This is a genomic window from Falsirhodobacter algicola (assembly GCF_018279165.1).
GTDB lineage: Bacteria > Pseudomonadota > Alphaproteobacteria > Rhodobacterales > Rhodobacteraceae > Falsirhodobacter > Falsirhodobacter algicola.
In genome coordinates, this window is sequence record NZ_CP047289.1 from 1,132,606 (window position 1) to 1,145,744 (window position 13,139).

Below are 13,139 nucleotides of genomic sequence, written 5' to 3' on the forward strand. Positions count from 1 at the left end.
TGGCACGATCACTCCGTCAGGTCGAGGCCCGAGAAGTTGTGCTTGCCCAGTGGGTCCATCACATAGCCCTGAACGCGGGTGGACATGGGCATGAAGACGGTCGAATGGGCCAGCGTCGCCCACGGGTTCTGATCCTTGAAGACGACCTGCGCCTGTTCGTAGAGGCGGGTACGCTCGGCTTCGTCGGTGGTGATCTTGGCCTTCTGGATCAGATCCTCGAAGTCCTCGTTGCACCATTGCGCGCGGTTGGCACCGCCCTCGCCTGTCGCGGCACAGCCCAGAAGGACCGCGAGGAAGTTGTCCGGATCGCCGTTGTCGCCAGTCCAGCCGAGGATCACCGCGCCCTCGCGCTCGGGATCGGTCGAACGGGCCAGATACTCGCCCCACTCGTAGGAGACGATCTCGACGTTCACACCGATCTGCGAGAAGTCGGACTGGATCAGTTCGGCCACGCGGCGGGCGTTCGGCATGTAGGGGCGCTGCACCGGCATCGCCCAGACTTCCATCGACAGATCCTCGACCCCGGCATCGGCCAGAAGCTGGCGCGCGGCTTCGGGATCGTAGGGGTTGTCCTCCACGGCGTCGTTATAGGACCACATGGTCGGCGGGATCGGGTTCTTGGCGACCTCGCCAGTGCCTTGGAACACCGCATCCACGATGGCCTGCTTGTTCATCGCCATGTTCAGCGCGCGGCGCACGTCGGGATTGTCGAAGGGCGCGACGGTCGTGTTGTAGGCGAGATAGGCGACGTTCAGGCCCGGCTGCTCCATCACTTGCAGCGAATCGTTCGAACGCAGGGCGTCGATATCCGCAGGCGCCGGATAGGGCATGATCTGGCATTCACCGGCCTCGAGGCGCTGACGGCGCACGGCAGGGTCGGTCGTGATGGCGAAGATCAGATCGTCGATCTTCTCGCGGCCCTTGTAATAATCGGGGTTCGCGGCATAGCGGATCACGGCGTCGGGCTGATAGGCCACGAACTGGAACGGGCCGGTGCCGATCGGCTGGCTGTTCATCGCGGCCATGTTGCCGTCGGCTTCCAGCTTGTCGGCGTATTCCTTCGACACGATGGAGGCGAAGGTCATCGCAAGGTTCGCAAGGAACGGCGCGTCGGGGCGCGACAGCGTGAACTTCACCGTCAGATCGTCGATCTTGTCGATGGAGGAGATGACCGTCGGCATTTCCATGCCGTTGTAATATTCGTAGCTGATGCCCGGCAGGTACTGGTTCCACGGGTTGTCCGGGTTGCCCTGACGGTCGAACGAGAAGATCACGTCATCGGCGTTCAGATCGCGCGTCGGCGTGAAGTAATCGGTCGTGTGGAATTTCACGCCCGGACGCAGTTTGAACGTGTATTCCAGCCCGTCATCGGACACGTCCCAGCTTTCGGCCAGACCCGGCTCGATCGTCGTCGTGCCCTTGGCGAAATCCACCAGCGTGCTGAAGACCGCTTCGCCCGTGGCGTCCAGCGTCGTGCCGGCGGTGTAGGGCGCCGGATCGAACCCTTCGGGCGAGCCTTCCGAGCAATAGACGAGCGTCTTGGCCTGCGCGCCTGCCGCTGCGGTGATGGCAAGCGCGGAGGCTGCCAGAAGATGGGCGACTTTCATATGGAACTCCCTATGGATGAGTGGCGGTTGCCCCGCCTTGCTCGGTGCCCGCATGATTTTCGCAAATCGCCCCGGACGCAAGCGCGATTATCGCGCGAATGTGAGCATCTCAACCATCCCGCGCGAGAAACCTTCGCCTGTGACGCTACGTCACACGGCGTGGATGGACGCGGTGCGGGGAAGTGCCTATCTGTACCGCATGACACTGCATCTGCTGAAACTTTGCGTCGGCGCCGAGGGCGTCGAGGAACTGGTCCGCCGTCAGGCTTTCCTGCCGGGCGGGGCACCGCGCCATGTCACGCGCATGTGGCCCAAGCGCGAGGACGAGCTTTTGCAGGGCGGATCGCTCTACTGGATCTTCAAGGGGCTGGTGCTGGCCCGGCAGCGCATCACCGCGCTGGAGGCCGTCCGCGGCGAGGACGGGATCGAACGCTGCGCCCTGATCCTCGATCCGGCTATCGTCCGCACCGAAGCGCAGCCGCGCCGCGCGTTTCAGGGCTGGCGCTATCTGTCGCCCGCCGATGCCCCCGCCGATCTGCCGGATGGGCGCGAGCGCGAGGAACCGTTGCCCCCCGCCCTCGCCCGCGCGCTGGCCGAGATGGGCCTGCGTTAGGCCGGGTTCAGCCCATCGGGCCGCGCAAGGCCCAGCTTGGCCATCAGCGCATCCATCGCCGGCATCGCCTCGTTCCAATCGGCATTGCGGGCCGCGAACAGCGTCGCCTGCGATTTATGGATCACCGCATCCTCGAGGATCTTCAGGTGATTCGCCCGCAGCGTTTCCCCGGTGGAGGTGATGTCGGCGATCGCCTCGGCGGTGAGGTTGCGGATCGTACCCTCGGTCGCGCCTTGACTGTCCACCAGTTGATAATCGGCGATGCCGTTCTCGGTCAGGAACTCCCGCACGAGGCGGTGGTACTTCGTGGCGATGCGCAGACGGAAGCCGTGCGTGCGCCGGAAGGCCGAGGCGACGGCATCCAGATCGTCGAGCGTGTCCACATCCACCCATGCCGTCGGCACCGCGAGGATCAGATCGGCATGGCCGAAGCCCAGCGGCGCGATCTGCGCCACCTGCGCCGCCCAATCGGGCAGCTTGTCCCGCACGAGGTCCGATCCGGTGACGCCCAGATGGATGCGCCCCGCCGACAATTCGCGCGGAATCTCCCCGGCCGAGAGCAGCACGAGCTGCACCCCCTCGATCCCATCCACGACGCCGGAATATTCCCGCTCGTTGCCGGTGCGGCGCATGGTGATGCCGCGCGCGCCGAACCAGTCGAAGGTCTTTTCCATCAGCCGCCCCTTGGACGGCACACCGATCTTCAGCATCATCCGGCCCTCAACGCGGCAGTGACATGCGGGCGGATGATGCCGCCCACTGCGGGAATGGACCGCCCCTGCCCCAGCATACGGGTCAGCGCGTCGTAACGCCCGCCTTGCGCCACCGGCGACAGCGCCGGATCGGCCGAATGGAAGGCGAACACGAACCCGTCGTAATATTCGAGCGAGGAGCGCCCATGCCCGGTTTCGAACGGCAAGGCGTCCACGGCGATGCCGCGTGCCTTCATCGCAGAAAGGCGCGCGCCGAACCGCTCCACCGCGTCGGCGATCTGGGGCATGTCCACCGCGATGTCGCGCAGCCGTTCCAGCGCCTGCGGGGCGGGACCGGACAGCGTCATCAGATCCTCCAGCAGGTCGGCCTGCCGGGCGGGCACGGGAGGCGTTCCGGCATCTTCGGCCAGCGCATGGATGCGGGCCGCGATCTCCGAGGTCGAGCGGAGGCCGATATGCGACCCCGTGCGCGGCAGACGCCCTTCCGCCAGCGCCGCCAGCAGACGCAGCCGCGCCGGATGCGGGCCGACCCGGCCGGCATACCGATCGAGCAGATGGCGGAAGCGGCGCGGACGCCAGACATGGCGCAGCAGCGCCGCGCGCCGCGTCTCCGTCGTCTCGAGCCCGCGGATCGCGGCCATCAGAATGCCGATATCGCCCGTCGCGGGCGTAACCGCCAAGGGCGCGAGCAAATCGGCGATCAGGGCGAACACCTCGGCATCGGCCTCTTCGGGGGCGGAGCGGTCGAAGATCTCGAACCCGACCTGCATATATTCCGCCGCGCGGGGCATCAGGGTGTCCTGCTTGCGGAACACCTCGCCCATATAGGTGTAGCGGGCCGGATCGGCCCCGTGCGCCATATGCGCCTGCACCACCGGAACGGTGAAATCGGGGCGCAGCATCATCTCGCCGCGCAGCGGGTCCTGCGTGACATAGGCGCGGGCGCGGATATCCTCGCCGTAAAGATCGAGGAGCGTTTCCGCCGGCAGCAGGATGTCGGCCTCCACCGGGCGGGCCCCTGCGGCTTGGAACGCCGCATAGAACCGCTCGGCCTCGGCCCGGATGTCGGCCTTGTTCATGCCAGCATCTTCCGCACTTCGGCCACGAGATCGCTGCGCGCGATCTCCACCTGCGCGGGGCGGGCCTTCCATTCCTCGAGGCTGGCGCCTTCGGCGATCCGCGCGCCGAGGATCAGGTCCTTCAGCACCACCGTGCCGCGCCCAGCCTCGTCGCCGCCTTGGATCACGGCAACGGGAGAATGGCGTTTATCCGCGTATTTCAACTGGTTGCCGAAGTTCTTGGGATTGCCGAGATACACCTCGGCCCGAATGCCGGCATTGCGCAGATCGGCGGCCATGGACATGTAATCGGCCATACGGTCGCGGTCCATCACCGTCACGATGACCGGGCCGGGGGCCTCGGCGCCCATGCGGCCCTTGGCCCGCAGCGCGGCCAGAAGCCGGTCCACCCCGATCGACACGCCCGTCGCCGGAACCGCCTGCCCCGTGAATCGCCGCACCAGATCGTCATAGCGCCCGCCGCCCGACACGCTGCCGAACTGCCGCTTATGACCCTTCTCGTCGAAGATTTCGAAGGTCAGTTCTGCCTCGAAGACCGGGCCGGTGTAATAGCCAAGGCCGCGCACGACCGACGGGTCCACCTCGATCCGGTCCGAGGCATAGCCCTGCCGGTCCAGCATCTCGGCGATCGTCTCCAGCTCCTGCACGCCCTCGAGGCCGATGGCCGATCCGGTCACCAATTCGCGCAGGCGCGCGGCGGTGGCGGCACCGTCGGCGCGCTTGGCGGCCATGAAGCCCATGACGATCTCGGCCTGCTCGGCCGACAGGCCCGCGCCCTTGGTGAAATCGCCGGATTCGTCCTTGCGGCCCGCGCCCAGAAGCGCACGCACCCCCGCATCGCCCAGCCGGTCCAGCTTGTCGATGGCGCGCAGGACGATCCCCCGCTCTTCGGTGAAGCGTTCGGGGTTGGACGGGTCGAGAACGCCCGCCACTTCCATCACGCCGTTCAGAACCTTGCGGTTGTTCACCCGCACCAGATAATCGCCGCGCGGAATGCCCACGACCTCCAGCGCATCCGACAGCATGGCGCAGATCTCGGCATCCGCCGCGACCGACGGCGCGCCCACCGTATCGGCATCGCATTGATAAAACTGACGGAACCGCCCCGGACCGGGCTTTTCGTTGCGCCAGACCGGCCCCATCGCATAACGGCGATAGGGGCTGGGAAGGTCGTTGCGGAACTGCGCCGCGACGCGGGCCAGCGGGGCCGTCAGGTCGTAGCGCAGGGCCAGCCACTGATCGTCCTCGTCCTGCCAGCCGAACACGCCTTCGTTCGGGCGGTCCACATCGGGAAGAAACTTGCCCAATGCCTCCACCGTCTCCACGGCGCTCGTCTCCAGCGGATCGAAGCCGTAGCGATGATAGACATCGGCGATGGCATCGAGCATCGCCTTACGCTCGGTCACATCGGTGCCGAAATAGTCGCGGAACCCCTTGGGCGTTTCCGCGCGAGGGCGGCGGGGGGACTTGTCCTTGGCCATGGTCGGACCCTTCGCTATGCTGTCGCCGCAAGGCATTAGCGGAAGGGGCGGCGCGCGACAAGTCGCAGACAGGCCGCCAAGGGAACGTATGGACCGGATCGAGGAACAGATCGCGCATCTTCAGCGCATGGTGGAAGACCTGTCGGAGGTCGTCGCCCGTCAGCAGACCGAGATCACGCGCCTATCGCGCCGCGTCGGCCTCTTGATGGAGCGGGAGGCCGAGCGCGAGGCCGAAGGCGGCACGATCCCCCTTGCCGATCAGCGCCCGCCCCATTGGTAGGGGCTAAAGGTCCTCCACCATCACGACGCCCTGCATCGCCTTGATCGCGCCCTTGACCTGCGGCGTGACGGGATAGCGGTCGCGCAGCGCAAGGTCGATCTCGCGGCCCGCATCGTCGGTCACGCAAAAGCGGATCTCCCCGCGGCCGCGCGCCCCGTCCAGCCGGGCGAACAGCGCCGCGACCGAGGCCGCCGCCTCCGCCCGCTCCAGATGGATGCGCAGCCCGCCCCCGGCGCTGTCGGCCGCGACGCTGTCGATCGGCTGCACCGCGCGGGCCAGCAGCTTCAGCGTATCGCCTTCCAGCTGCGCCTCCACGGTCAGGACGACGTTGCTGCCCGGCTCCAGTAGATCGCGCGCCTGATCCAGCGTGTCGGAAAAGACCGTCACCTCGTAAAGCCCCGTCGGATCGGACAGTTGCACGAAGGCGAAGCGATTGCCCCGCGCCGACTTGCGTTCCTGCTTCGATCCGACCGACCCCGCCAGCTTGGCCGCCTTCGGCCCCGAGGCCGCCGCCTCCGTCAGTTCGGTCAGCGTCATGACGTTCTTGCGCCGCAGCGGGCCCATGTAATCGTCGAGCGGATGGCCCGAGAGATAGAAGCCGATCGCCTTCATCTCCTCGGCCAGACGCTCCACCGGCAGCCAGTCGTCGCGGCTTCCGAGGCGCGGTTCGGGCAGATCGTCCCCCGCCTCGCCGAACAGCGACACCTGCGCCGAGGCCCGCGCCTCGTGCACCGCCGCCGAATAGGCGCACAGACCGTCCAGCGCCTCGAAAACGCGGGCGCGGTTGCGGTCCAGCCCGTCGAAGGCACCCGCGCGGGCCAGCATCTCCATCGGGCGCTTGCCGACGCGCTTCAGATCGACGCGGCGCGCCATGTCGAAGAGGCTGGCAAAGGGACGATCGCCCCGCCCTTCGACGATCAGACGCATCGCCTCCACGCCGACATTCTTCAGCGCGCCGAGGCCATAGACCAGCTTGCCGTCCCGCACGCTGAACGTGGCGAGCGAACGGTTCACGCAAGGCGGCACCGTCTCGATCCCCAGCTTGTCCACCTCGCGCTTATAGATGGCGAGCTTGTCGGTCAGGTCGATATCGCAGTTCATGACCCCGGCCATGAACTCCACCGGGTGGTTCGCCTTCAGCCAGCCGGTCTGATAGCTGACGACGGCATAGGCCGCCGCGTGCGATTTGTTGAACCCGTAATTAGCGAATTTCTCCAGTAGGTCGAAGACTTCGCCGGCTTTCTTCGCGTCGATCCCATGGGTTTCGGCTGCCCCCTTGATGAACTTCGGACGCTCCTTCGCCATTTCTTCGGCGATCTTCTTGCCCATCGCCCGGCGCAGAAGGTCGGCCCCGCCCAGCGAATAGCCCGCCATGACCTGCGCGATCTGCATCACCTGTTCCTGATAGACGATGATGCCCTGCGTCTCCTTCAGGATGAAATCGATCGTGGGGTGGATCGACTCGATCTCCCGCAGGCCGTTCTTCACCTCGCAATAGACGGGAATATTCTCCATCGGGCCGGGACGATAGAGGGCGACGAGCGCCACGATGTCCTCGATGCAGGTCGGTTTCATGCGCCGCAGCGCATCCATCATGCCGCTGCTTTCCACCTGGAACACGGCCACGGTGCGCGCGGCGGAATACAATTCGTAGGTGGCGGCATCGTCCAAGGGGATGTGGCCGATGTCGTTCTCGGTCCCCGGTTCGGGATCGTAGAGGCGCCGCCCGTCGGCGGCGGTGTGCAGATCGCGCCCGCCGCTGCGGATCAGGTCGATCGCGTTCTGGATCACCGTCAGCGTCTTCAGACCAAGGAAGTCGAACTTCACGAGGCCGGCCGCTTCCACCCACTTCATGTTGAACTGCGTCGCCGGCATGTCCGACCGCGGATCCTGATACAGCGGCACCAGCGCGTCCAACGGCCGATCCCCAATCACCACGCCCGCCGCGTGGGTGGAGGCGTTGCGCAGCAGCCCCTCCACCTGCTGACCGTAATCCAGAAGGCGTTTGACCACCTCCTCCTTGGCGGCTTCGCGCAGGCGCGGCTCGTCGGCCAAGGCCTTGGCGATGGAGACGGGCTTCACCCCCTCCAGCGGGATCATCTTCGACAGACGATCCACCTGCATGAAGCTCATCTGCAGGACGCGGCCCACATCGCGCACCGCCGCCTTGGACAAAAGCGCGCCGAAGGTGATGATCTGCCCCACCTTGTCGCGGCCATACTTGCCCTGAACGTAGCGGATCACCTCCTCGCGCCGGTCCATGCAGAAGTCGATGTCGAAATCCGGCATCGACACCCGTTCGGGGTTCAGGAACCGTTCGAACAGTAGCGCATAGCGCAGCGGATCGAGGTCGGTGATCGTCAGCGCATAGGCCACGAGCGAGCCTGCCCCCGACCCCCGGCCCGGCCCCACCGGGATCTGGTGATCCTTCGCCCATTTGATGAAATCGGCAACGATCAGGAAGTAGCCGGGGAAGCCCATCTTCTCGATGATCCCCAGTTCGAAATCGAGCCGGGCGTGATATTCCTCCACCGACACCGCATGGGGGATGACGGCCAGCCGCCGTTCCAGCCCCTCGCGGGCCTGACGGCGCAGCTCCTCCACCTCGTCTTCGGCAAAGCGGGGCAGGATCGGGGCACGCTTGCTGGCCTTGAAGGCGCAGCGGCGGGCGATCTCGACGGTGTTCTGCAGCGCCTCGGGCAGATCGGCGAACAGCGCGCACATCTCCGCCTCGGATTTGAAGTAATGCTGCGGGGTCAGGCGGCGGCGCGGCTGGCTCTGATCGACATAGGCGCCCTCGGCGATGCAGATCAGCGCATCATGCGCTTCGTACATGTCGGCCTTGGGGAAATAGACATCGTTCGTCGCGACAAGCGGCAGACCTGCGGCATAGGCGATCTCCACATGGCCGCGCTCGGACAGGGCCTCGGCCTCGGGAAGGCGGCCGCCCTCGCCCGGATGGCGCTGCAATTCGACATAGAGGCGGCCGGGATAGATCGCGGCCATGCGGGCCATGAGCGCCTCGGCCTTCGCGCGCTGCCCCGTGCGCAGCAGACGCCCCACCGGACCGTCCGGCCCGCCCGAGAGGCAGATCAGCCCGTCGCTATGGGCGGCCAGTTCCCCGAGCGTGACCTGCGGCAGTTGCCCGCCCTTGTCCACATAGAGGCAGGAGGACAGCTTCATCAGGTTCATATACCCCGCCTCGTCCTGCGCCAGCAGAACGATGGGCGCGGCGGGGCGCGGCTTCTCTCCGGGCTGGGCCGGATCGTAATCGACCGCGACCTGACAGCCGACGATGGGCTGCACCCCCGCCCCCGAAGCGATGACTGAGAATTCCAACGCACAGAACATGTTGTTCGTGTCGGTCACGGCGACGGCGGGCATCCCCGCATCGGCGCAGAGTTTCACGAGCTTCTTGACCGGCACCGCCCCTTCGAGAAGCGAGTGTTCGGTATGGACACGCAGATGGATGAAGCGGACAGGATTCGACATGCCGCTTGATAACGCGGCAAGCGCGCCCGGAAAAGCGGCAGAGACCCGAAAGATGGCGATCCGCGATCACCTGCCCGTTGACGCGGCAGGTGCGATGCGGCCAGCGTCTTTTTCAAGCGCTCCTCTCTACGCCGCATCGGGCGGGGCCTCCTCGGACGGGGATCGACCAGTACCGCGGCTGGATGTGTTATGCCTTCTGCGTCCCGACGGGACGGAACGCCGCCGATGTGCGGCGCAGGCCCGTCCCCGCACATCCCCGCCCTTGCATCCCATTGCGGTCCGGGCCCGAACGAACGTATTGATGTGCACGCACACCGAGACGGAGATCGCGGATGACAGGGGGCAACGTGCTGCTGCAACTGGACGGCCTGACCAAGGCCTATCCGGGCGTGGTGGCCAATGACGATGTCGGCTTCACCATAGGCCGGGGCGAGATTCATGCCCTGCTGGGAGAGAACGGCGCCGGGAAATCCACCCTCGTGAAGATGATCTACGGGCTGGTGAAGCCGGATGCCGGGCAGATGATCCTTGCGGGCCGCGAATTCGTGCCCGACCGCCCGGCCAGCGCGCGCCAGTCCGGCGTGGCGATGGTTTTCCAGCATTTCAGCCTGTTCGACGCGCTGACCGTGGCCGAGAATGTCGCCCTCGGCATGGAAACGCCGCCCCCCATGCGCGAATTGGCCGACCGCATCCGCTCCACCTCGGCCAATTACGGCCTGCCGCTGGACCCGGACCGCACCGTCGGCGATCTGAGCGCGGGCGAGCGTCAGCGCGTGGAGATCGTGCGCTGCCTTCTGCAGGACCCGCGCCTTCTGATCATGGATGAGCCGACGAGCGTGCTGACCCCGCAAGAGGTGGCGATCCTGTTCAAGACGCTGCGCAAGCTGGCGGCCGAAGGAACCTCGATCCTCTATATCAGCCACAAGCTCGAAGAGATCCGCACCCTGTGCGACGCGGCGACAATCCTGCGCCGCGGCCGGGTCGTGGCCCGCTGCACCCCGCGCGAGAAGACGGCCCGCGAACTGGCCGAACTGATGGTTGGCACGGTGCTGACCCCGCCCGAACGCGCCGCCACCCCCAAGGGCGATGTGGTGCTGGAGGTTGCGGCCCTGTCCGCCCCCTCGCCCATTCCGTTCGGCACGGCGCTGCGCGACATCGCCTTCAAGGTGCGCGGCGGCGAGGTGCTGGGCATCGCGGGCGTGGCCGGCAACGGTCAGGACGAATTGCTGCTGGCGCTGAACGGCGAGTTGCCGACCGCGCCGGACTGCGTGCGCATCCATGGCCGCCCCCTTGGGGATTGCGGCCCGCAGGTGCGGCGACAGGCGGGCCTCGTCTCCGCCCCCGAAGAACGTCTGGGCCATGCGGCCGCCCCCGACATGACCCTGACCGAGAACGCCCTTCTGTCGGGCGCCCTGCGCCGCGGGCTGGTGCGGCGCGGCTTCATCGATTGGGCGCGGACGCGCAGTTTCGCCGAAAGCGTGATCGCGGGCTTCGATGTGCGCACCCCCGGCACCGAGGTCGCGGCGCGCGCCTTGTCGGGCGGAAACCTGCAGAAATTCGTCATCGGGCGCGAGCTGTCGCAGGAACCGGCGGTGATCGTCGTGAACCAGCCTACATGGGGCGTCGATGCCGTGGCCGCCGCCGCGATCCGCCAGGCGATCCTCGATCGGGCGGCGGCGGGGGCGGCGGTGGTCGTCATCTCGCAGGATCTCGACGAACTGCTTGAAATCGCCGACAGCTTTGCGGCATTGAACGAAGGTCGCCTCAGCCCGCCGCGCCCCGTCGCCGGCCTGACGGTGGAGGAAATCGGCCTGAAGATGGGCGGCGCGCACGGCATGGAGGTGGCGCATGATGCGTCTTGAAAAGCGGGCCACGCCCTCACGGGCATGGGCCATCGCCACGCCGCTTCTGGCCGTGGCGCTGACGATGATCGCGGGCGGCATCCTGTTCGCGCTTCTGGGTAAGGACCCGGTGGCGGCGATCCGCACGATCTTCTGGGACCCGCTCTTCAATCCGCAATTCGCGGCCTATTCCCGCCCGCAGCTTCTGGTGAAGGCGGGGCCGCTGATCCTGATCGCGATCGGCCTGTCGCTGGGGTTCCGCGCCGGTGTCTGGAACATCGGCGCCGAGGGTCAGTACGTCATCGGCGCGATCACCGGGGCGGCGGCGGGCCTTGCCCTCTATCCGATGGACAGTCGGCTGATCTTTCCGCTGATGGTGCTGGCCGGGGCGGCGGGCGGTTTCGCATGGGCGATGATCCCGGCGCTGCTGCGCACGGTGTTCCGCACGAACGAAATTCTGGTCTCGCTTCTGCTGGTCTATGTCGCGCAGTCACTCCTGTCGTCCATGGCGCTGGGCGCGCTGCGCAACCCCGAGGGCGGGGGCTTTCCCGGATCGCGCAACCTGTCGCAATGGGCTTCCTCGGCCAATCCCGAACTGCTGACGGGCACGGGGATGCATTGGGGGGTCGTCGCGGCCTTCATCGCGGTGATCTTCGCCTATGTGCTGCTGCAACGCCACATGCTCGGCTTCTCGATCCGGCTGGCGGGTCAAGCCCCGCGCGCGGCGCGCTTTGCCGGCGTGTCTCCGCGGCGGCTGGTGATCATCTGCTTCGGCATCTCGGGGGCGCTGGCCGGTCTGGCGGGCCTCTTCGAGGTGACGGGACCGGCGGGGCAGATCAACCTCGATTTCGCACAGGGCTACGGCTTCACCGCGATCATCGTCGCCTTCCTCGGCCGGTTGAACCCGGTGGGGATCCTGCTCGCCGGCCTCTTGATGGCGCTGACCTATATCGGCGGGGAACTGGCGCAGTTCATGCTGGGCCTGCCCGCCGCCGCCATTCAGGCGTTCCAAGGGATGCTGCTCTTCTTCCTGCTGGCGGTCGACATCCTGACGAATTACCGCATCCGCTGGTCCAGCAGGGAGACCGTGTGAATGGATATCGGTGGCATCAATTTCGTCACGCTTCTGTCGACGCTGATCGTGGCCTCGGTCCCGATCCTGCTGGCCGCCCTCGGGGAGCTGGTGGTGGAGAAATCCGGCACCCTGAACCTCGGGGTGGAAGGGATGATGATCGTGGGCGCGGTGACGGGATTCGTCGCAGCCGTCTCGACCGGGAATCCGTTCCTCGGCTTCGTGGCGGGTGCGGCGGCCGGGGCGGCGATGGCCGGGATCTTCGCCGTGCTGACGCAGGTCCTTCTGGCAAATCAGGTCGCATCCGGGCTGGCGCTGACGCTGTTCGGGCTGGGCCTTTCCAGCCTGATCGGTCAGGGCTGGAACGGCATCCGCCCGCCGGTGACGGGGGATGTGCCCCTCGGCCCGCTGGCAGAGATCCCGGTCCTCGGCCCCATCGTCTTTTCGCATGACTGGATGGTGTATCTGTCCTTCGCCATGGTCTTCGCGATCGGCTGGTATCTGAAATCCACGCGCGGCGGGCTGATCCTGCGGGCGGTGGGCGAAAGCCATGCGGCGGCCCACGCCCTCGGCTACAAGGTGCGGCGCATCCGCGTTCTGGCGCTGCTGTTCGGCGGGGCGATGGCCGGCTGCGGCGGGGCCTATGTCAGTCTGGTGCGCGTGCCGCAATGGACCGACGGCATCACCTCGGGCGCGGGCTGGATCGCCCTTGCCATCGTCGTCTTCGCCAGCTGGAAGCCGTGGCGCGTTCTTTTGGGCGCGTGGCTTTTCGGCGGCATCAGCGTGCTGCAACTGAACCTTCAAGCCGCTGGCAGCCGCATCCCGGTCGAGTATCTGTCGATGTCGCCTTATGTCATCACGATCCTCGTCCTTGTCCTGATATCCTCGGGCCGGGGGCGCACCATGGGTGCGCCGGCCGATCTGGGGCGCACGTTCCACACATCACAATAAAACGGGGAGA

Annotated in this window: 10 protein-coding genes; 5 read left to right on the forward strand and 5 right to left on the reverse strand. The window is 66.8% G+C overall.

Annotated elements, in window-relative coordinates; all coding sequences use genetic code 11:
* Positions 1 to 8: 8 nt before the first annotated feature.
* Positions 9 to 1,607: an ABC transporter substrate-binding protein gene (locus tag GR316_RS05690; protein ID WP_211785038.1), complete on the reverse strand. Its 1,599-nt coding sequence runs from the start codon at positions 1,605 to 1,607 to the stop codon at positions 9 to 11.
* A 199-nt stretch (positions 1,608 to 1,806) separates the two neighbouring features.
* Here GR316_RS05690 and GR316_RS05695 point away from each other — a divergent pair, with 199 nt between their 5' ends.
* Positions 1,807 to 2,220: a DUF1489 family protein gene (locus GR316_RS05695; protein ID WP_211785039.1), complete on the forward strand. Its 414-nt coding sequence runs from the start codon at positions 1,807 to 1,809 to the stop codon at positions 2,218 to 2,220.
* Here GR316_RS05695 and hisG read toward each other — a convergent pair.
* From hisG to hisS, 3 genes are read right to left on the reverse strand one after another with little or no spacing between them, the layout of a single operon-like run.
* Positions 2,217 to 2,933 (reverse strand): ATP phosphoribosyltransferase, encoded by a 717-nt coding sequence (gene hisG, locus GR316_RS05700; protein WP_211785040.1) that lies wholly within the window; start codon positions 2,931 to 2,933, stop codon positions 2,217 to 2,219. The genes GR316_RS05695 and hisG overlap by 4 nt on opposite strands.
* A complete protein-coding gene (locus GR316_RS05705) occupies positions 2,930 to 4,012 on the reverse strand; it encodes an ATP phosphoribosyltransferase regulatory subunit (RefSeq protein ID WP_211785041.1) in 1,083 nt (360 codons plus the stop codon). The genes hisG and GR316_RS05705 overlap by 4 nt, the downstream gene beginning before the upstream one ends.
* Entirely contained in the window at positions 4,009 to 5,493 is a 1,485-nt protein-coding gene (gene hisS, locus GR316_RS05710; RefSeq protein WP_211785042.1) for a histidine--tRNA ligase, read from the reverse strand. Before hisS ends, GR316_RS05705 begins: the two co-directional genes overlap by 4 nt.
* Positions 5,494 to 5,581: 88 nt before the next feature.
* Between hisS and GR316_RS05715 the strand changes: the two genes are divergently transcribed.
* Complete coding sequence (locus tag GR316_RS05715; RefSeq protein ID WP_211785043.1) at positions 5,582 to 5,773, forward strand: SlyX family protein; 192 nt, start codon at positions 5,582 to 5,584, stop codon at positions 5,771 to 5,773.
* 3 nt (positions 5,774 to 5,776) lie between these two features.
* Here GR316_RS05715 and dnaE read toward each other — a convergent pair whose 3' ends face one another.
* On the reverse strand, positions 5,777 to 9,265 hold the full coding sequence (gene dnaE / locus GR316_RS05720) for a DNA polymerase III subunit alpha (protein ID WP_211785044.1): 3,489 nt from the start codon (positions 9,263 to 9,265) through the stop codon (positions 5,777 to 5,779).
* Positions 9,266 to 9,597: 332 nt separating this feature from the next.
* Here dnaE and GR316_RS05725 point away from each other — a divergent pair, with 332 nt between their 5' ends.
* From GR316_RS05725 to GR316_RS05735, 3 genes are read left to right on the forward strand one after another with little or no spacing between them, the layout of a single operon-like run.
* Positions 9,598 to 11,127 (forward strand): ABC transporter ATP-binding protein, encoded by a 1,530-nt coding sequence (locus GR316_RS05725; protein WP_211783013.1) that lies wholly within the window; start codon positions 9,598 to 9,600, stop codon positions 11,125 to 11,127.
* Positions 11,114 to 12,199, forward strand: coding sequence for an ABC transporter permease (locus GR316_RS05730; RefSeq protein ID WP_211783014.1), 1,086 nt, complete (start codon positions 11,114 to 11,116; stop codon positions 12,197 to 12,199). Before GR316_RS05725 ends, GR316_RS05730 begins: the two co-directional genes overlap by 14 nt.
* Entirely contained in the window at positions 12,200 to 13,129 is a 930-nt protein-coding gene (locus tag GR316_RS05735) for an ABC transporter permease (RefSeq protein WP_211783015.1), read from the forward strand.
* Positions 13,130 to 13,139: the final 10 nt, after the last annotated feature.

Excerpts from the sequence above, each read along its gene's own strand:
- GR316_RS05690 (WP_211785038.1), bottom strand. The coding sequence starts at position 1,607 with ATGAAAGTCGCCCATCTTCTGGCAGCCTCCGCGCTTGCCATCACCGCA.
- GR316_RS05695 (WP_211785039.1), top strand. The coding sequence starts at position 1,807 with ATGACACTGCATCTGCTGAAACTTTGCGTCGGCGCCGAGGGCGTCGAG.
- hisG (WP_211785040.1), bottom strand. The coding sequence starts at position 2,933 with ATGATGCTGAAGATCGGTGTGCCGTCCAAGGGGCGGCTGATGGAAAAG.
- GR316_RS05705 (WP_211785041.1), bottom strand. The coding sequence starts at position 4,012 with ATGAACAAGGCCGACATCCGGGCCGAGGCCGAGCGGTTCTATGCGGCG.
- hisS (WP_211785042.1), bottom strand. The coding sequence starts at position 5,493 with ATGGCCAAGGACAAGTCCCCCCGCCGCCCTCGCGCGGAAACGCCCAAG.
- GR316_RS05715 (WP_211785043.1), top strand. The coding sequence starts at position 5,582 with ATGGACCGGATCGAGGAACAGATCGCGCATCTTCAGCGCATGGTGGAA.
- dnaE (WP_211785044.1), bottom strand. The coding sequence starts at position 9,265 with ATGTCGAATCCTGTCCGCTTCATCCATCTGCGTGTCCATACCGAACAC.
- GR316_RS05725 (WP_211783013.1), top strand. The coding sequence starts at position 9,598 with ATGACAGGGGGCAACGTGCTGCTGCAACTGGACGGCCTGACCAAGGCC.
- GR316_RS05730 (WP_211783014.1), top strand. The coding sequence starts at position 11,114 with ATGATGCGTCTTGAAAAGCGGGCCACGCCCTCACGGGCATGGGCCATC.
- GR316_RS05735 (WP_211783015.1), top strand. The coding sequence starts at position 12,200 with ATGGATATCGGTGGCATCAATTTCGTCACGCTTCTGTCGACGCTGATC.